General features: G+C 66.2%; 15 protein-coding genes. 8 read left to right on the top strand and 7 right to left on the bottom strand.

The window, feature by feature from the left end; translation table 11 throughout:
* Positions 1–68 precede the first annotated feature (68 nt).
* Positions 69–506, top strand: coding sequence for a helix-turn-helix domain-containing protein (locus GJV37_RS11670; RefSeq protein WP_193452507.1), 438 nt, complete (start codon positions 69–71; stop codon positions 504–506).
* Between the two features lie 254 nt (positions 507–760).
* On the opposite strand, the gene GJV37_RS11675 is transcribed toward GJV37_RS11670, so the two are convergent.
* Positions 761–1,624, bottom strand: coding sequence for a LysR substrate-binding domain-containing protein (locus GJV37_RS11675; RefSeq protein ID WP_193452508.1), 864 nt, complete (start codon positions 1,622–1,624; stop codon positions 761–763).
* Positions 1,625–1,757: 133 nt separating this feature from the next.
* Between GJV37_RS11675 and GJV37_RS11680 the strand changes: the two genes are divergently transcribed.
* The 4 genes from GJV37_RS11680 to GJV37_RS11695 are packed head-to-tail and all read left to right on the top strand — an operon-like array spanning position 1,758 to position 5,932.
* Positions 1,758–2,813 carry an agmatine deiminase family protein gene (locus GJV37_RS11680; protein ID WP_084357796.1) on the top strand — a complete coding sequence of 352 codons (1,056 nt, stop codon included), beginning with the start codon at positions 1,758–1,760 and terminating at the stop codon, positions 2,811–2,813.
* The gene (gene aguB / locus GJV37_RS11685; protein WP_193452509.1) at positions 2,813–3,715 is read left to right on the top strand and encodes an N-carbamoylputrescine amidase; all 903 of its coding nucleotides are present in this window, start codon (positions 2,813–2,815) and stop codon (positions 3,713–3,715) included. The genes GJV37_RS11680 and aguB overlap by 1 nt, the downstream gene beginning before the upstream one ends.
* A gap of 2 nt (positions 3,716–3,717) precedes the next feature.
* The gene (locus GJV37_RS11690) at positions 3,718–4,818 is read left to right on the top strand and encodes an extracellular solute-binding protein (protein ID WP_141678331.1); all 1,101 of its coding nucleotides are present in this window, start codon (positions 3,718–3,720) and stop codon (positions 4,816–4,818) included.
* 10 nt (positions 4,819–4,828) lie between these two features.
* The gene (locus GJV37_RS11695) at positions 4,829–5,932 is read left to right on the top strand and encodes an agmatine deiminase family protein (protein WP_193452510.1); all 1,104 of its coding nucleotides are present in this window, start codon (positions 4,829–4,831) and stop codon (positions 5,930–5,932) included.
* A gap of 34 nt (positions 5,933–5,966) precedes the next feature.
* Here the strand turns inward: GJV37_RS11695 and GJV37_RS11700 are convergent, their stop codons facing one another.
* The 3 genes from GJV37_RS11700 to GJV37_RS11710 form a co-directional block, all read right to left on the bottom strand.
* The gene (locus GJV37_RS11700; protein ID WP_089285780.1) at positions 5,967–6,728 is read right to left on the bottom strand and encodes an SIR2 family NAD-dependent protein deacylase; all 762 of its coding nucleotides are present in this window, start codon (positions 6,726–6,728) and stop codon (positions 5,967–5,969) included.
* The gene (locus tag GJV37_RS11705) at positions 6,728–8,251 is read right to left on the bottom strand and encodes a sensor domain-containing diguanylate cyclase (protein WP_193452634.1); all 1,524 of its coding nucleotides are present in this window, start codon (positions 8,249–8,251) and stop codon (positions 6,728–6,730) included. The genes GJV37_RS11700 and GJV37_RS11705 overlap by 1 nt, the downstream gene beginning before the upstream one ends.
* Before the next feature lie 106 nt (positions 8,252–8,357).
* A complete protein-coding gene (locus GJV37_RS11710) occupies positions 8,358–9,551 on the bottom strand; it encodes a GGDEF domain-containing protein (RefSeq protein ID WP_065084028.1) in 1,194 nt (397 codons plus the stop codon).
* A 214-nt stretch (positions 9,552–9,765) separates the two neighbouring features.
* Between GJV37_RS11710 and GJV37_RS11715 the strand changes: the two genes are divergently transcribed.
* The 3 genes from GJV37_RS11715 to GJV37_RS11725 all read left to right on the top strand — a co-directional run bounded on the left by GJV37_RS11715 (position 9,766) and on the right by GJV37_RS11725 (position 13,005).
* Positions 9,766–10,386, top strand: a complete 621-nt coding sequence (locus tag GJV37_RS11715) for an FMN-binding negative transcriptional regulator (RefSeq protein WP_024762458.1) — start codon at positions 9,766–9,768, stop codon at positions 10,384–10,386.
* A 112-nt stretch (positions 10,387–10,498) separates the two neighbouring features.
* A complete protein-coding gene (locus GJV37_RS11720) occupies positions 10,499–11,677 on the top strand; it encodes an acetyltransferase domain-containing protein (protein ID WP_193452511.1) in 1,179 nt (392 codons plus the stop codon).
* The gene (locus tag GJV37_RS11725; protein ID WP_425326836.1) at positions 11,674–13,005 is read left to right on the top strand and encodes an OprD family porin; all 1,332 of its coding nucleotides are present in this window, start codon (positions 11,674–11,676) and stop codon (positions 13,003–13,005) included. The genes GJV37_RS11720 and GJV37_RS11725 overlap by 4 nt, the downstream gene beginning before the upstream one ends.
* Here the strand turns inward: GJV37_RS11725 and GJV37_RS11730 are convergent, their stop codons facing one another.
* From GJV37_RS11730 to GJV37_RS11740, 3 genes are all read right to left on the bottom strand, one after another.
* Entirely contained in the window at positions 13,006–13,407 is a 402-nt protein-coding gene (locus GJV37_RS11730) for a hypothetical protein (RefSeq protein ID WP_193452512.1), read from the bottom strand.
* Positions 13,408–13,495: 88 nt separating this feature from the next.
* Complete coding sequence (locus GJV37_RS11735) at positions 13,496–15,499, bottom strand: peptidase U32 family protein (RefSeq protein ID WP_024762461.1); 2,004 nt, start codon at positions 15,497–15,499, stop codon at positions 13,496–13,498.
* Between the two features lie 154 nt (positions 15,500–15,653).
* Positions 15,654–18,815 carry an autotransporter outer membrane beta-barrel domain-containing protein gene (locus GJV37_RS11740; protein WP_193452513.1) on the bottom strand — a complete coding sequence of 1,054 codons (3,162 nt, stop codon included), beginning with the start codon at positions 18,813–18,815 and terminating at the stop codon, positions 15,654–15,656.
* Between the last annotated feature and the right edge of the window lie 107 nt (positions 18,816–18,922).

Genomic DNA, 18,922 nt, shown 5'->3' on the forward strand with positions numbered 1-18,922 from the left:
GGGTTGACCGGGATGGGCTTTGGCGTGACCCTACAAGTTCAAGTGAACTTGAAGTCAAGAGGTGATCCATGGACATCTCCGATGTGGCGAAACGCTCCGGCGTGCCGGCATCTACCCTGCGTTTCTACGAGGAGAAGGGGTTGATCGTCTCCCTGGCGAAGCCCGGCGCGCGCCGCCAGTTCGCCTCGCAGATTCTCGACCAGCTGGCGCTGATCACCCTGGGGCAGTCGGCGGGGTTCAGCCTGGAGGAGATCCGCTCGATGTTTTCCGGCGGCGGCGGAACGAACATCGACCGGACTATGCTGGCTGCCAAGGCGGACGAACTGGACGCCACGATCAGGCGCCTGCGGGCGATGAGTCGGGGATTGCGCCACGCGGCGGCCTGTCCGGCACCCAGCCACGCCGAGTGCCCGACCTTCCAGCGCCTGGTGAAGGCGGCGGCGAAGAGTGCGCTGGAGGGGAAGAAGGCGCGGGGGCGGTTGAGGAAGGGGAAGGGTGCTGTCTGATGGGGCTGGAGCGGGGCCTGCCCTCTCCCTAACCCTCTCCCTGAAGGGAGAGGGGACTGTTCGGAGCGCTCTGATAACACGGTGCTTGCCGGCTGACTATGTACGTCGCACCCTACCATGTGGCTCCCTCTCCCTTCAGGGAGAGGGCTGGGGAGAGGGTGGTATCGGTTGGCACAGAGCTAGGGGGCGTCTGATTCTTGCTTGAGTCCCGTCCGGCGCCGGCCCTGCCAGCGGATCGCGGACATGGCCCGCCCCTACAAGGAAACGCCAAGTGCGGCCGACAGCCACTCGCAGAACCCCTGCGCCTGCGCATTCCGCTCGCTCTGCTGATGCACCAGCAGCGACCAGTTCGGCCCGCGCACAGTCTGCTCGCTGAGTGGGGCCAGCAAGCCATTCTGCCGTGCATCCCCCGCCAGCAACTGGCTCACCAGCGCGATGCCCAGGCCCTGGCTCGCCGCATCCAGCAGCAATCCGGGATCGGAGAAGTTCAGCCCCTCGCTGCGCTGGCCGACATCCGCGCCGCCCTGCACCTGCCAGTGCGCCCAGTCCATCTCCCGTTCACCGTGCAGGGTGGTGCGCGACGGCTCCGCCTGTGCCAGTACGGATGGATGGCAGGCCGGGTAGAGACGATCCTCCAGCAGCACGCGGAAGCGGCATTCGGCCTGGGCGGTGAGGTCGTCGCGCACGGCGATGTCGATGGTCTGGGAGGCCATGTCCGGGGTTTCGTCGGTGGTCAGCAGCCACAGGTCGATCTGCGGATGGCGCGCGTGGAAGTCGGCCAGGCGCGGCACGAGCCAGTGGCGGGCGAAGGCCGGGGTGGTGTTGACCACCAGCTGGTTGGGCTTGCGGTACTGGTCCAGGCGGCGGATGCCCACCGCCAGTTGCTGCAGCATGGATTGCGTGGTGCTCAGCAGGTCGGCGCCGGCGTCGGTCAGCGCCACCTTGCGCCCGGAGCGGTAGAACAGCGGCTGCTCGACGAAGCTTTCCAGGCTGCGGATCTGCTGGCTGATGGCCGACTGGGTGAGGTGCAGCTCCTCGGCGGCCTTGTGGAAGCTGCCCAGGCGCGCGGCGGCTTCAAAGCCGCGCAGGGCATTCAGGGGTGGCCAGTGCTTGAGCATGATCGATAAGTTCGCCTAATCAGATTTGCGCAAAATCTATCGTTTGTTGTCGCGTTTTTACAGGCCTAGCATGGTCATCAGGCGCCGCTTAATCCTTTTCTTCCGATAAAAATCCCTTACCAAAGGTTTGAATATGCATCGCAATGACGATAGGCAGAACGGCTGGCGCATGCCTGCCGAATGGGTCAACCACGCGGCGACCTGGATGGCTTTCCCGCACAACCGTCCGCTCTGGGAGGGTGGCTGGCGCGTGACGCTGGAGCAGGTGCAGGAAGACTTTGCTCGCGTCGCCAATGCCATTGCCCGCTTCGAGCCGGTGAAGCTGGTGGTGGACCCGTCCGCCGTCGCCCGCGCCGCCGAACTCTGCGGGCCGAACGTCGAGCTGGTGCCGCTGCCCATCGACGACAGCTGGTGCCGCGACTCCGGGCCGACCTTCGTCTGCCATCCGCAGCATGGCGTGGCCGGTGTGAGCTGGCGCTTCAACGCCTGGGGCGGCAAGTCCGAGCATACCCTGGACGAAGGCCTGGGCCGGCGCATCCTCAACCACCTCGGCCTGGACTGCTTCGGCACGCCACTGGCCAACGAGGGCGGGGCGATTCATGTGGACGGCGAGGGCACGCTGATCACCACCGAGTCGGTGCTGCTCAACCCCAACCGCAACGCCGGCGTGAGCAAGCGCGAGATGGAGGAAATCTTCTCCCGCCTGCTGGGCGTGACCAAGACCATCTGGCTGCCGGGCGACCCGCAGTACGTTACCGGGGACATGACCGACGGCCACGTCGACGGTGTGTGCGCCTTCGCCCGCCCCGGCGTGCTGCTGGTGGATGCTACCCACGACGCTTTCGGCACCTACGCCGAAGTCGCCCGCGAGAACCGCCGCGCGCTGGAACTGGCCAGCGACGCCAAGGGTCGTTCCTTCGAGCTGATCGAGCTGTTCGAGGCCAGCGCGGCGGTGGACCCGGAGGCCGAGGTGTTCTGCGCGTCCTACACCAACTTCTACCTGGCCAACGGCGCGGTGATCATGCCGGCCTATGGCATCGCTGCCGACGACGAAGCCGCTGCCGTGCTGGCCCGCGCCTTCCCCGGTCGCGAAGTGGTGCCGGTGCGCATCAATAACCTGGCCCACGGTGGCGGCGGCGTGCACTGCATTACCCAGCAGCAGCCGGCCTGGCCGCTGGGAGGCCTGTGATGAGCAAGCTGACCGTCGCCGTGCTGCAGTTCTCCTGCAGTTGGGACCTGCCGCGTAACCTTGCCGAAGCCGAGCGCCACGTGCGCGCGGCGGCGGCGGCCGGGGCAAGGTTGATCCTCCTGCCCGAGCTGTTCGCCACCCCGTACTTCTGCATCGAGCAGGACCACGCCCACCTCGCGCTGGCCCAGCCTTACGACGACAGCCCACTGCTGCAACGCTTCGCCAGCCTGGCGGCGGAGCTGAACGTGGTGCTGCCGATCAGCTGGTTCGAGCGCGCCGGAAACGCCTACTTCAACTCGCTGACCGTGGCCGATGCCGACGGCAGCCTGCTCGGCGTGTACCGCAAGACGCACATCCCCAACGCCATCGGCTACCAGGAGAAGGAGTACTTCAGCCCCGGCGATACCGGTTTCCGCGTCTGGGGCACCGCCGTTGGGCGCATCGGCGTGGGCATCTGCTGGGACCAGTGGTTCCCCGAGACCGCCCGCTGCCTGGCACTGCAGGGCGCGGAGCTGCTGCTGTTCCCCACCGCCATCGGCTCCGAGCCGGGCGCGGAACAACTGGATTCTCGCGATCACTGGCAGACCGCCCAGCGCGGCCACGCCGCCGCCAACCTGCTGCCGGTGCTGGCCGCCAATCGTATCGGCGAGGAAGTGGCGCCCAGCGATGACGCGCTGCGCATGCGCTTCTACGGTTCGTCCTTCATCACTGACCACAAAGGCGCGCTGCTGGCCGAGGCCGGGCGCAACGAGGCCGCCGTTCTGGTGCTGGAGCTGGACCTGGACCTGGCCCGCGAAGAGCGCCTGACCTGGGGCGTGTACCGCGACCGCCGCCCGGAAATGTACGGCCCTCTGCTCGGCCTCGATGGCCGCCACCTGCACCCACGCTGGCAAGGAGTCTGACCATGAACAAGCACCTGTTGATCGGCGCGTTGGGGTTGTCCCTGGCGTGCGTCCTGCAACCGGCCGTGGCGGAGGAGGAGAAGGTCCTGCGCCTGTTCAACTGGGCGGACTACTTCGCCCCCGACACGCTGGCGAATTTCACCAGGGAAACCGGCATCCGCGTCATCTACGACGTGATGGACAGCAGCGAGACGCTGGAAGCCAAGATGATGGCCGGGCACAGCGGCTACGACCTGGTCTTCCCCGGCGACACCGTGGCCGAGCGGCTGATGCGCGCCGGCGCCCTGCAGAAGCTCGACGACAGCAAGCTGACGCAGCTGGCCGATATCGAGCCGGGCCTGCAGACGCTGCAGACCCAGTACCCGTACTCGCGCCACGCGGTGGTGCCCTATACCTGGGGCAGCATCGGCCTGACCTACAACCAGGCGAAGATCGAACAGCGCATGCCCGGCGCGCCGGTGAACAGCCTGGACATGCTGTTCAAGCCGGAAGTGGCCAAGCGCTTCGCCGATTGCGGCATCTCCATGATCGACTCGCCGGACGAAGTGCTGGCCGTGGTGCTCAACTACCTCGGCCGCGACCCGCGCAGCGGCAAGCCGCAGGACCTGGCGGACGCACTGGCGCTGCTCAACGGCATCCGCCCGTACATCCGCAAGTTCCAGTCGCAGCCGGTCACCCAGCTGGTCAATGGCGACCTGTGCCTGTCGCTGGGCTACAGCGGCGACGTCACCCAGTCGCAACGGGCGGCCATTGATGCGAAGAAGCCCGAGCGCTTCGAGTATCGCGTCCCGCGCGAAGGCACCTCGGTGTGGATGGACACCATGGCCATTCCCGTCGACGCGCCGCACCCGGAATACGCCTATGCGCTGATCAACTACCTGATGCGTCCGGAGGTGATGGCCGCAATCAGCAACGCCACCGGTTACCCGACCTCCAACGCCAAGGCGCGGCCGATGGTCGAGGCGAGCATGCGCGACAACCCGGACATCTATCTTGATGAGAAGGCCTACGCGCGGCTGTTCCCCGGCAAGGACATCCCCCAGCGCGACATGCGCGCTCGGATGCGTACCTGGACCAGTTTCAAGACCGGCACCGGCGGTTGAGGAGGCGAGGATGATGACACGCAGAAACCTGCTCGGCACCGGCATCACGCTGGCCGCCGGGCTCGGCCTGGGGTTGGGGCGCGTCGCCCTGGCCGCGGGCAAGTGGACCATGCCCGACGAACACCGCAAGCAGGAGCGGGTGTACGTCGCTTACGCGGCGAGCGCTGACGTCTGGGAAGACATTGCCCCCGACGTCAACGCCACCGTGGCGCGGCTGGCCCGCGCCATTGCCGAGTTTCAGCCGGTGACCGTGCTCTGCCGGCCGGAGCAGCAGGCCGAGGCCAAGCGTGCCTGCGGTGGGCAGAATGTCGACTTCCTGCCGGTGCCGGTGGATGACATCTGGGTGCGCGACTACGGCGGTTGCTTCCTTGTCGACGGCACCTCGGGCGGCCTGGCGCTGGCCGACTTCAACTTCAACGGCTGGGGCGGCAAGCAGCACGCCGAGCGCGACCGTGAAGTGTCGGCGGCACTGGCCGAAGACCTGGAGGCCAAGGCCATCGTCAGCGAGCTGTGCGGGGAGGGCGGCGGCATCGAGGTGGATGGCCACGGCACGGCGATCTTCACCGAAAGCTGCTGGGTCAACGACAACCGCAATCCTGGCTGGTCGCGCCCTCGAATCGAGGCGGAACTCAAGCGCATGCTGGGGCTGCGCAAGGTGATCTGGCTGCCGGGCATCCGTGGCAAGGACATCACCGATGCGCACGTGGACTTCTACGCGCGCTTCGTCGAGCCGGGCGTGGTGGTGGTCAACCTGGACAACGATCCGCAGTCCTATGACCACGCTGTCACCCGCCGCCACCTGGACATCCTCAAGACCGCTACGGATGCCGATGGCCGTCCGCTGAAGCTGCACACGCTGCCGCCGCCGATGAAGCCCAAGCCCAGCGCCTACAGCCGCGACAACCCGGATTTCGCAGCCGGTTACATCAACTACCTGCCGGTGAATGGCGGGGTGATTGCGCCGAAGTTTGGCGATGCGGCGGCGGACGAGCATTGCCATGCCTTGCTCAGCGAGCTGTACCCGGACCGGGAGATCGTGCAGTTGAACATCGACCCGATCGCCGCCGGTGGCGGCGGCATCCATTGCGTGACGTTGCAGATGCCGGCGGTGTAAGCCGCGTCGTGCTGCCGGGCTCTTCGTCGCGCGATCAGCGCTCGGCGAAAGCCTCGTTGAGCAAAGCTGGCAGGGCCGTGCCCGCCGCGCTGGCGAGGGCGAAGTCGCGTTCGCCATGCAGCGGGCCCGGTGCGGGGTTGATGTGCAGGACGGTGGCCCCGGCGCGCCAGGCGATCTGCGGGACTTCGGCCGCCGGGTAGACCACGCCGGAGGTGCCCACGGAGATCAGCAGGTCGCAGTCTTCGGCGGCCTGGAAGGCGTGGTTGAGGGCATTCATCGGCAGGCCTTCGCCGAACCACACCACGCCGGGGCGCAGCGGGCCGCCGCAATGGGCGCAGGCCGGCGGCGGTACGCGGCGCCCTGCCTCAGGCTCATCCGGAACCGGCAGCGCTGCGTCGGGTTCGCGCTGGCAGTCGAAACAGCGAGGGCGTTCCAATTGGCCGTGCAGGTGGGTGACGTCGTGGCTGCCGGCGCGCTCGTGGAGATCGTCGACGTTCTGGGTGATCAGCGTGAACTTCGGCACCTTGCCCGCCAGCGCTGCGATGGCCAGGTGAGCGGGATTGGGCTGCGCGCGATGGACGACGCTGCGTCGCCATTCATACCAGCCCCAGACCAGCGGCGGGTCGGCACGGAAGGCCTGGGCGGTGGCCAGGGATGCGGCGTCGAAACGCTGCCACAGCCCGCTGAGGCGGTCGCGGAAGGTGGGGACACCACTCTCGGCGGAAACACCAGCACCGGTGAATACCACCACGTGATGGGCGTTGCGCAGGGCGTCGAGCAGGGCGGGTTCGAATATCACGGTGCGGTTCCCGGCAGCGTGGGGGCATTTTCCAGGCGATTGCGGCCAGCCGCCTTGGCACGGTACAACGCGCGGTCGGCGGCTTCGATAAGCGCCTGCGGGCTACTGTCGCTGCCGCCGGGCAGGGTGGCGATGCCGATGCTGGCGGTGATTCGGCCCAGCGGGCTGCCGGCGTGGGTGAGGTTGGCCGTCTGCAGGCGCTGCATGAACTGCTCGGCCACGGCCTGGGCGCCATCGGGGCCGGTATGGGGCAGGATCACGGCGAGTTCCTCGCCGCCATAGCGCGCCGCAAGATCAGCGGGGCGGCGGACGCTGTCGGCGAGGACGCGACCGATGCGACGCAAACAGTCGTCGCCGGCGGGGTGACCGTAGGTGTCGTTGAAGCGCTTGAAGTGGTCGACGTCGATCAGCAGCAGTCCCAGCGGCGTGCGCTCCCGGTGGGCGCGGCGCAGTTCGGCGATCAGGTGGTCGTCGAAGCTGCGGCGGTTCTCCAGGCCGGTCAGGGGGTCGCGGGAGGCGAGGACTTCCAGCTGGCGGTTGGCCTTGATCAGGTCTTCGCGGGCGTCGCGCAGCAGGCGTTCGGTGCCGATGCGGCGCTGGATGGCGAGGATCAGCAGGCTGCCGATCACCACGATGACCATCAGCAGGCCGAAGGCGATGGCGACCGTGCGCCAGGCGTCGGCGCGCCAGGCGGCCAGGGCCTCGTCCTTGCCCAGGGCGACGGAAGTCACCAGTGGGTAGCGCTCGTTCTTGCGGAAGGCATAGATGCGCTCGACGCCATCGAGGGAGGACGCGAAGGTGGCGCTGCCGACCGTGGTTTCATCCAGGTACTGGGTGAAGATCGGCGAGCGCGAGAGCACGCGGCCCATGTCGCTCTCGCGGAAGGGATAGCGCACCAGCACCTGGCCGCTGCTGGTGGCAACACCGATGGCGCCGGTCCTGCCGATATCGATCTTGCCGAACAGGCGCAGGAAGTCCTGCACGCCGAGCGCCGCCACTATCACCCCGGCAAAGTTGCCCTGGGCGTCGTTGTAGCGGCGGCTGACGGTGATTACCCAGACGCCGGTGGAGCGGCTGTGGATCGGTCCGTCGATGTAGGCCTCCAGCGAAGGGTTGTCGCGATGGTGGATGAAGTACGCACGGTCGGCGCTGTTGGAGCCGCGCGGGAAGGGGCCGGTGGAGGTCATCAGCCAGTTGCCCTGGGCGTCGTAGATGCCGACGCCATTGAGCTGCACGAGCAGGTGCTGCTGGCGCTGCACCAGTTCGTTGAGGCGTTGCAGCTGCGGAGCGTCGAGGCCTTCGTGTTCCAGGCGTTCGGCAATGCCGAGCAGCAGCATGGAGCTCTGCGTGACAATACCCTCGACGTAGGTGTCCAGCGCCTGGGTGAGGTTGAGGTTGTGCGTGGTGGTTTCCGCCAGCGTGCGCTCGCGGGCCGACCACAGCTCCCAGGCCGTGGCGATGGCGACGGCCAGGCTGATGATCGACAGCAGGAGGATGGCAAGGCGGATGTCGCGTTTCACACTGGCCTCGTAGGGACGTTCCCTGTGGTGGTCGTCACGCAGGGCGGGCATCGCCCGGCGCAGTCCTGGGAGACGCCGGCAGCACGTGCCGGGTTGGCTATGGTGGTCAGACGCCTGGCATGCCGCTGAGTTGCACACGGTTGCGACCTTTCTGCTTGGCGATATACAGATGCCGGTCGCAGCGGGCGAGCAGCTCGCGCGGTTCGTGCAGTCCGCCCTCGTTGGCCATTGCCGCACCGAGGCTGATCGTCAACTGGCGCAGGCTGTCGGGCCGGTGCAGGTGCTCGATGCCCAGGCTCGCCACCTGTTCGCGCAGTCGTTCGGCGATGCAGCGCAGGTCTTCGGCACTGGTCGCTTCCAGCACGATGGCGAATTCCTCACCGCCATAACGATAGACGTTGGCCTGCCCGCCGCGCAGAGTGCCGGCGAGATTCTCGGCCACCTGGCACAAGCAGCGGTCACCGGCCTGGTGCCCGTAATGGTCGTTGTACGGCTTGAAGTAGTCGATGTCGGCCATCAGCAGGGCGAAGGGGCGTCCGTGGGCGCGCATGCCGTGCCAGCTTTCATTGAGTTGCAGGTCCAGCGCACGGCGGTTGCCCACGCCGGTGAGACCGTCGGTGGTGGCCAGCTCCTGCAGGCGCAGGTTGAGGGCGGCGAGCTCCGTGCGCTGGCGGCGCTCCTCGAGATCGGCGAGGAATGCCTGGCGCACGCCCTTGATGTTGGTCCAGCTGATGAACAGGCTGAACAGCGCGATGGGCAGGTACACCAGGGTGAAGATCAGCAGCGGCTTGGTCGCCCCGTCATGGATCAGCCAGACGTTGTAGAGAATGATCGCCGAAATGATCGCCGACACCACGGCGATGCCCTTGAACGAGTAGCGCACGCCGAGGTTGCCCAACAAGATGAACACCACCGAGGCATAGAGGAAGAACGGCACGTCCGGCGAGGCACTGCGCTTGAGCAGCTCGAACCAGGCGACGGTGGAGATGATGTCGTGCACCGGCATCAGCATGTCCATCACCAGCACGCTGCGGCTGAAGCGGAACACCAGGAAGATATTGAGCAGGCCGATCAGGCTCAGGCCACTGCGCAGAAGCAGGGACTCCTTGGCCATGTCCGGGATCAGCAGCGCGTCGGCCAGCACGTAGGAGTCGTAGGCGGCCATGGCGATGAAGTTGATCGCCAGCAGGAAACGCCGGTAATGCTGGACCACGTACGCCTTGTAGGCATCGTGCAGGCGCGGCGGAATTCTCCCCTGGGATTGCCGGGGAGGAGCGGCGGGAAACTCGGGTGCGGTCATGGAGAGTGGGAGCCTGTGTCTGCCGTCCGGGGCGAATGCTGGCCAAGGGCTAGAGTAGGGGGCGGCACCATTGCCGTCCAGCGGGGTGATGCATAGGGTGTACCAAATCTTCGGTCGCCGGGGATTGGCTCTGTCGCCAGGGTCGGCAATGGATCTTTATAAGGTGCCAATACCGCGGCATGATGATCGCTGTCACCTGCTGTCGAGGCCTTTCATGTACGTACCCGCGCATTTCGAGGAAACCCGGACGGACGAGTTGCACCGGCTGATCCGCGAGTATCCCCTGGGCATCCTGGTCACCGATCATGGCGGCCTGCTGGACGCCAATCATCTGCCCTTCGAACTGGAACTCTCCACCGAGCGGCCGCTGCTGCGCGCCCACGTCGCCCGCAACAACCCCGTGTGGCAGGAATCCGACGGTGAGGAAGTGCTGGTGATCTTTCGCGGCCAGCACGCCTATGTGTCGCCCAACTGGTACCCGAGCAAGCACGAAGCACACCGCCAGGTGCCGACCTGGAACTACCAGGTGGTGCACGTGCGCGGTCGCCTGAAAGTGATGGACGAGGAGCGCTTCGTGCGCGGCGTGGTCGGCCGCCTGACCCGCACCCACGAGGCCAGTGAAGCGAAGCCCTGGAAGATGAGCGATTCCACCCCGGAGTTCATCAGCGGCATGCTGGCCAACATCGTCGGCATCGAGGTGGAAATCAGCGAGATCGTCGGCAAGTCCAAACTCAGCCAGAACAAGGAAGAACGTGATCGCCTGGGCGCCGCCGAGCGGTTGGAACAGCTTGGCAGCAGCGAACTTTCCGCCGCGATGCAGCGCGCCATGGAATGAGGCCCGCGGGTGCGGATGGCCGTCGTAGACATGTCTGCATGTTTTAAGGGGTTGGCAGGTCGGCTGCCTGAAATGTAATAATATTACAATTCAATCGCAGTCGATTCCCTCAATGACCTCCGCCATCACGCCTCCCTCAGCTGTCATCACCAAAGCCACTACCCGACTCCACTCCATCGATGCCCTGCGCGGGCTGGTGATTCTCTTCATGCTGCTGGACCACGTCCGTGAGACGTTTTACCTGCACCTGCAGGTGAGCGATCCGATGGACGTGACCCAGACCGACCCCGCGCTGTTCTTCAGTCGCACCCTGGCGCACCTCTGCGCGCCGGTTTTCGTCTTCCTCACCGGGCTTTCCGCCTTCCTCTATGGCGAGAGGCACGAGGGCCGCGTGGCGGTCTCGGCCTTCCTGCTCAAGCGCGGGCTGTTCCTGGTGCTGCTGGAGGTGACCCTGGTGAACTTCGCCTGGACTTTCCAGTTGCCGCCCAAGGTGATCTACCTGCAGGTAATCTGGGCCATCGGCCTGAGCATGCTGGCGCTCTCCGCGCTGGTCTGGTTGCCGCGTGCTGCCCTGGTGGGGCTTGGGCTGGTGCTGGTGGCGGGACACAACCTGCTGGATGGGGTGCACTTTGCACCCGAGCACTGGGCCCATGTGCCCTGGGCGGTGTTGCATGATCGCGGCTGGATCGGACTGGGCGATGCGCTGCGCCTGCGGACGTCCTATCCGCTGCTGCCGTGGATCGGCGTGATTGCCTTGGGTTATGCAGCCGGGCCCTGGTTCGGACGTTCGGCCAATGCCGCCCGGCGCACGCGCAACCTGCTGCTGACGGCGGCCATCGCACTGGGCGGTTTCATCGTCCTGCGCCTGAACAACGGCTACGGCGAGAAGCCTTGGGGCGACGGCGACAATGGCCTGCAACTGCTGATGAGCTTCTTCAACATCACCAAGTACCCGCCGTCGCTGCTGTTCCTTGTCCTGACCCTGGGGATCGGCCTGCTCCTGCTGGTGTTCTTCGAGCGCCGCGGGCAGGGCGCCCTGGCCCGCCGGCTGGCGGTGTTCGGCGCGGCGCCGATGTTCTTCTACCTGCTGCACCTCTATGTGCTGAAGCTGCTTTATCTGGTCGCGGTGGCAATCTGGGGGCTGAACCACGGGCAGTACTTCGGCTTCGATTCGGTGTGGGCGGTCTGGGGTGGCGCGCTGTTGCTGATCGTCGTGCTTTATCCGCCGGTGCACTGGTTCGCCCGCCTCAAGGCCCGCCGCCGCGATATCGCCTGGCTGAAGTACCTGTGAGGCTGCGCAGCTCCGCCGTGTTGCTGGCGTTCTCCGTACCGGCATTTGGCGCGGGGCAGGAGGAATCCAATGGTTTTGTTGAGGATAGCCGCTGGAGCCTGCTAAACCGCACGCTGTTCGACCAGCGCGAATACCGCCACGGTGATCGCAACAGCGCCGCGCGCAACGCCTACAAGCCCCGCAATGAACGCAATGGCTATGCGCAGGAATGGGCCTACGGGCTGATGGGCAGCCTGCAGTCCGGATTTACTCGAGGCAGCGTCGGGCTGGGGCTGGACGCGCATCTGTACCAGGGCGTGCTGCTGGACAGTGGCGGCGGTCGCGCCGGTAAGGCACGGTTGGTCGGCCTGGACAATGACGGCCATCCCAAGGATAGCTTTGCCCGTGGCGGTGCGGCGCTGAAGGCGCGGGTGTCTTCGACGACACTGTGGTGGGGCGAACAGCGGGTGAAAACCCCGGTATTCAGCTCCTCCGACAGTCGCCTGCTGCCGGAAACGGCCAGCGGTTTCTTTCTCTCCAGCGAGGAGCTTTCCGCGCTGCGGCTGGTGGCTGGGCACTTCACCGAAAGCACCGACCGCAACGCTTCCAGCCATGATCGCGGCTTCGTGGTGAATTATTCCAATGGTCGCCAGGGCACTGTTTTCGACCTGGCGGGCTTCACCTATTCGCCCACAAAGGGCACAAATCTCAGCCTGTTCACCTCGCGCTACGAGGATACCTGGCGCCAGGATTACCTGGGCGGCACCTTCAGCCAGCCGTTGGGCGAGGGACAGGACCTGTCGCTGAACCTCAATCTCTATCGCAGTCGAGATACCGGGCGGGCGTTCTCCGGGCGGATCGACAACACCACCTGGAGCCTGCTTGGCGTCTACGGCTTCGGCGCGCACCGACTGAGCGTCGGTTACCAGCAGGTCGACGGTGATACGCCGTTCGACTACGTGACCCGCGGAGCGATCTTCCTCACCAACGCAGTGCAACTGTCGGACTTCAATGCGCCCAACGAGCGTTCCTGGCAACTGCGCTATGACCTGGACCTGGCGGCGCTCGGAGTGCCGGGGCTGTCGATGGCGGCGGCCTACGTGCGCGGCACCGGCATCGATGGCAGCCATGTCGACCCGCGTGGCGGTTACGCGTACCTGGGTTATGGCGAGGGTGGCCAGCACTGGGAGCGCGACCTGATGCTGCAATACCGTGTGCCGGAAGGCCCGGTCAAGGGGCTGCGGCTGATACTGATGCACAACAGCCATCGCGCCAACGCCGCGCAGACGGAACTCAATACCGACCAGTTGCGGGTTGCCGTGGAATACCCGCTGGAAGGCGGCTTCTGATCAGAGCCCGCCGAGCAGGTCGTGGGCGTCCAGCAGCCGCCAGGCGATTTCCGGGTTCTTCTCCAGGCCCCGGCGGATCGCGGCGGGAATGGCCTGGCGGGTCTTGCGGCAGAGGCCAGGCTGCTCCCCGAAGGCAAACTCGATGCCGCGCATGGTGCGCACTTCGTTGAAGCCGGGGGCGATGTGCAGGCGAATGCCGAGCTGATCGAAGAGCCTGTGCTGCAGGTGCTCCAGGTCCGCCAGGTCCTTGAGATTTTCCAGGCGCTCGAGCAGGCGCTGCTCCTCGTGCCGGGTCAGCAGCAGGATTCGCAGGTCGGCGTTGGGTGTCTCCAATAGCCGCTCCCGGTCGCAGTTGCAGGCGCCGGGTGGGCATTGCTGGCGGAGCGGGGGCGTGGTGGGCATGCACCGATCATAGCGGGGGATCGGGAAGTTGCGCAGGGGGGAGAGCTGCAGGAGCGAGCGAATGCGCCCCTGCAGGTTCAGGTCTGCCTCAGTGCGCCGGCTTGCGAATGGTCTTGAGCAGGTCTTCCGGGCTGATCTGCCCGACGATGGTGTTCACGCCTTCGCTGCCCGGCTGCGGCAGGCCGAGGATGTGGCCCTTGATCTTGCCGATCACGTGCATTTCGCACGGCTTGCAGTCGAACTTCAGGGTCAGCACTTCATCGCCGTGGATCAGCTGCATCGGCTGCACCTTGGTGCGCACGCCGGTGACGCCCTTGGCCTGTTTCGGGCACAGGTTGAAGGAGAAGCGCAGGCAGTGCTTGGTGATCATCACCGGCACTTCGCCGGTTTCCTCGTGGGCTTCGTACGCGGCATCGATCAGCTGCACGCCGTGGCGATGGTAAAACGCGCGGGCCTTCTCGTTGTACACGTTGTACAGGAACGACAGATGCGACTCCGGGTACACCGGCGGCGGGTTGGTCTCGGCCTTGCGGCCGCCACGCGGGTGGGCCTGCACGCGGGCTTCGGTGAGCGCCTCGATGGCCTCGCGGCGCAGCGACTTGAGCTGGGAGTTGGGGATGAAGAACGCCTGCGGGGCGTCCAGCTCGATGGCGTCGGCGTGATACTGGGTGGTGCCCAACTGGCCGAGCAGGTCGTGCAACTGGTCCAGCGCCTGTTCGGGCTTGTTGGCGACACCGAACGGGCCGTCCAGGGCGACGCTGGCGCTGACGCCTTCTTCGCTGGTGGCGGTCAGTTCCAGGCGCTCTTCACGCAGCTTGGCGACCCACGACAGGCCGACGCGGCGCTCGGCGGACGTCTTCTGCAGCGCCTGCTGCCAGTTGTGGTCGAGGTTGCGCGACAGCGGGTGGTTCGGGCGCAGGCGGTAGAGGCCTTCGGGCATCTCGTTGGGCTCGACGCGGTAGCGGTAGCGCTTCTCGCCGTCTTCCTCGAACTCGCCCTTCGGCTCGGCAATGTTGGCGCGGAAACCGACCACTTCGCGCTTGACCAGCACGTTGAGGCCGTCGCCGTTGGACAGCGGGTCCTTGGTCACCACCAGCAGGTCGCGCTTGCCGACCTTTTCCACGGTGCCCACCGGCAGGCCGGTGAAGGTCGGCGAGTCGAAGGCGCCGATGTCGATCTTGCGGTCGCTGACGAAGTAGTCGGTGCTGCCGCGGTGGAAGGTCTTGTCCGGGTCCGGCACGAAGAAGTGGTCGGTGCGGCCGCTGGAGGCGCGGGCCAGGTCCGGGCGCTCGGCGAGGATGCCGTCCAGGCGCTGGCGGTAGTAGGCAGTGATGTTCTTCACGTAGCCCATGTCCTTGTAGCGCCCTTCGATCTTGAAGGAGCGCACGCCGGCGTCCACCAGGGCGCTGAGGTTGGCGCTCTGGTTGTTGTCCTTCATCGACAGCAGGTGCTTCTCGAAGGCCACCACGCGGCCCTGGTCATCCTTCAGGGTGTAGGGCAGGCGGCAGGCCTGGGAGCAGTCGCCGCGGTTGGCGCTGCGGCCGGTCTGGGCGTGGGAGATGTTGCACTGGCCGGAGAAGGCCACGCAGAGCGCGCCGTGGATGAAGAACTCGATGGCCGCGTCGGTCTCGTCGGCGATGGCGCGGATTTCCTGCAGGTTCAGCTCGCGGGCCAGTACCAGCTGGGAGAAGCCGGCCTGGTCGAGGAACTTCGCCCGGCCCAGGGTACGGATGTCGGTCTGGGTGCTGGCGTGCAGCTCGATCGGCGGGATGTCCAGTTCCATGATGCCCAGGTCCTGCACGATCAGCGCGTCGACACCGGCGTCGTAGAGCTGGTGGATCAGCGCGCGCGCCGGCTCCAGCTCGTTGTCGTGGAGGATGGTGTTGATCGTGGTGAACACCCGCGCGTGGTAGCGATGGGCGAACTCCACCAGCTGGGCGATATCGCTCACCTCGTTGCAGGCATTGTGCCGCGCGCCGAAGCTCGGGCCGCCGATGTAGACGGCGTCGGCGCCATGCAGGATGGCCTCGCGGGCGATGTGGACATCGCGGGCAGGGCTGAGCAGTTCCAGATGGTGTTTGGGCAAGGACATGGTTTCTTCTTTATCAGGCGTGCTTATCAGGTATGGAACGGGCAATCGCGCATTGTACCGGTCAAACGCCGCGCCGGCATCCGTGGCGTGCCGGACGGTGCGCAGGGGGCGCCTGTAAAGAACGGGGCGGCCGTTACCAGCCGCCCCGGGTGGCTCAGTATTCGAACCGGTAGCCGACGTTGGCGTGGTTCTGGTCGAAGTTGTCGCCGTCGCGGTAACCCACTTCCATGAACAGGCTGTGGCCGTCGGTCAGGCGCGTGGAGACGCCCACGGCCGCCTCGCGCCAGCCGCCACTGAAGTCCGAACTCTGCTTGGGCGTGCCGTTGATCCGGTAGCCGATGTTGTCGGCCATCAGCTCGCGAACGTAACCGCCCTTCAGGTACACCTCGGACTTGTGTTTAGCGTTGCTCAGCTCGTAGCCGACGATGCTGCCGGCGCGAGCCAGCAGTGAGTCGTAGTCGTCGTAGTGGATCTTCAGGCCGTTGCTGGCGCGCGAGGAGAAGCCGCCCTGGTCGGTGTAGACCAGTTGCGCCTGGGGCTCGACGAACCACTGGCTGTCCTTCTCGCGGTGCAGGGTGAAGCGTTTGCCGGTTTCCACCGAGGCGGAGTAGCCGTTGCTGCTGCCGGAGCTCTTCACGCGATTGCCCTGGGTGTCGTTGACGCTGAAGTTGTTCTTCAGGTGCGCAGCCTTGAGCACGGTGTCGATGTAGAAGCCGTTCTCGTGCAGCCAGGTGCCGTAGATGCCGACGTGGGTGTTGCGCGCGCCGCCGCTGCCTTCGTCGAAGCTCTGGTCGGCCTCGGTATGGCCGATCATGGCGCCGACGAACAGGTCGCCGCTGGACACCGGCACGCGGCGGTCCACGCCCAGCTGGATGCCCTGGTAGCTCAGGCGGTAGCCGTCGAAGTTGCTGCCGGCGAAGGAGTGCAGGCGGCCGCCGTTGGTGCGCAACCAGACGTTGCCGTCGGTATCGCGCTCGGTGTAGCGCAGCTCACCCATGCGTTGCAGCAGGGTCTGCATGTCCAGGTAGGACAGCAGGTAGTTGGTGTGCACCTGGGCGTGGAAGGCGCGGGTAGTCGAGGTGCCGGGGCCCGGAGCCGGGCCGGGCGGCGTCGGCGCTACAGGGTCGCCGGGTTCGACCGGGCCAGGCGGTGTGGGGTCGACAGGCGGTGTCGGGTCTACTGGCGGTATAGGGTCAACCGGAGGCTTTGGATCGACCGGGTCGGTCGGGCCCGGGTCAACCGGCGGCGCGGTATAGCCATACAGCTCCCAGTTATCGTCCTCGTTCTTGCGCAGGGCATAGGTGTTGCCGCCCAGCTCCACCAGCGCGCCTTCGTAGAGGCCGAACTGGCCGCTGCCGCCGTTGGTTTCGATGATCTCGATGCGCTCGTCCCCCAGGGTGCTCTGCGAGCCGTCGTTGGCCACCAGGACCGAATGGTTGCCGGTGCTGCCGTCGGTACCCGTGATGGTCAGCTTGTCGGTCAGCTGGTTGACGATGTCGGTGTAGAAGTGGAACGCCCCGGCGCCGCTCAGCGAGCCCAGTTGCAGGCTGCCGTAGTGCTCCGGCTGGTGGGCGGCAAAGCCGTTCTGCCAGGACTCGCGGCTGTTGAGGTAGACCTGCGAGTCGTCCTGCAGGTCCAGCGCCGTGAGGTTCGAGGTGGCGTAGTGGCTGGCCTCGCTGCTGTTCTTGTCCAGCAGGAACCAGCGCGAGCCCTTGAGGTTGAGCGTGGCGCTACTGACGCTGCCATCGCCGGCAACGGTGCTGTCGGTCACCGCGCGGCCCACCAGTTCGCTGTTCTCGGTGTTGAGCGTGAAGCTGCTGGCGAACACGCCGTCGGCGCTGTTCTGGCTGGCGTTGACGTTGAGCAGGCTGCGCCCGTCCTGGGCGGTAGCTCTGCTGTTGGCGAGGTTCAGGGTGGCGTCCTTCACCGCATCGGCGACATTCATGATGCCGCTGTTCTGCCCGTCACTGGTGCGCCCGGCGAGGCCGCCGACTTCGATCAGCCCGGCGGTGCCGGTGGCGCCATCGAGGTGCGCCATGTCGGTGTCGGTGAGGTCGATCACCTGGCCGCCTTCGAGGCGGTCGCCGTTGCTGGCGAGGCTGTAGCCGTTGGCGAAGGAGTAGCGGATCGCGCTGGCGGCGGAGGTGATGCTGTTGCGCACGCCAGCCACCAGCGGTGTGAGCGTGATCTTCGCGCCGTCACCCATCACCCGCAGGCCGGCGGAGTCCTTGCCTTCGGTAGTGATATCGGTCTTGCCGTACACCGTGACTTCGGAGTTGCCGTACTGCGCGCCGGCGTGGCCGCTGTCGACGGGGGCGCTGGCACTGCCGCCGCCCAGCGAGCCTGCGGCCAGACCATGGGATTGCCCGGTGCCGGTGGTATGGATCACCGTCTGGAAGTCCTGATGCTTCTCGCTGTTGATGGTCACCTGAGAGTTGCCGGTGGCCCAGGCGCCGATTTCGTTGAGGCCGCCGGTCTTGATCCGCAGGTGGCCGCCGTCATAGCCGGTGGCGGTGACGCTCGAATGGTTGAGGGCAAACAGCGCGTTGGCGCCCGGGCGGCTGGTGGTCTGGTTGAAGTCGCCACCCATGAAGCTGATGGAAGAGTTCTTGGTGGCGTACAGGCCCACGCCGTTGCTCAGGTAGGAGGTACCGTTCATGTCCACCAGGTCGAGGGTCACGGTGCCGCCATTGTTGGCTTCCACCGAACGCTGGCTGGACTTGTTGGTGACCGTCAGCACATAGGGCGTGCCGTCTTTCGAGGTCATGTCGATGGTCCCGCCATTGGCGGCGAACAGACCCTTGCCGCCGGCGATGGTCAGGTTGGCGTTGCCGTTGATTTCCGCGCTGGATGTCGTGCCATCCACATACATCGCGCTTTTCGGGCTGCTGTAGCCGGAGTTGGTCGAGGTGGCAGTGAGGTTGCCGTTGATCACGAAGCGGCCGCCGCCGGTGACGGCGATGCCGTTGTAGACGTACTTGCCGGCGGGGTTGGTGTTGCTGCCGTAGTTATAAGTCAGGTCGCCGTTGACGGTGACCAGGCTGCCAGCGCCCTTGATGTCGAGGGTGTTGCCGGCGTCGGTTCTGACGGTCTGCCCGGTGAGCACCAGGGGCGAGCCGCTCGGCCCGGTCATGGTGATGATGGCGCCGCCGCTGACGTTGAACGTCTTGATGGTGCCAACCTGAGTGAAATCCTCGTAAAGGCCGCTCTGGTTGGCGGTGTAGCTCTGGTTGCTTTCGGTGACGCTATTGGCCGCCATCGCGGTGGCCATGGCCAGCGGGCTGGCCAGGAAGAGCATCAATGGGGTGTTCTTCATCACGGTTTCCTACCGCCTCTCGGCGGGATGGGTGAAGAGAACCCGGTTGCGCAGTTTCCGTGTGCCGCACCAGGGGTTGCCTGGCGTGAAGGGGTGGGGCGGTGGGT

It is taken from the genome of Pseudomonas nitroreducens, from assembly GCF_010994165.1.
Taxonomy (GTDB): Bacteria; Pseudomonadota; Gammaproteobacteria; order Pseudomonadales; family Pseudomonadaceae; genus Pseudomonas; species Pseudomonas nitroreducens.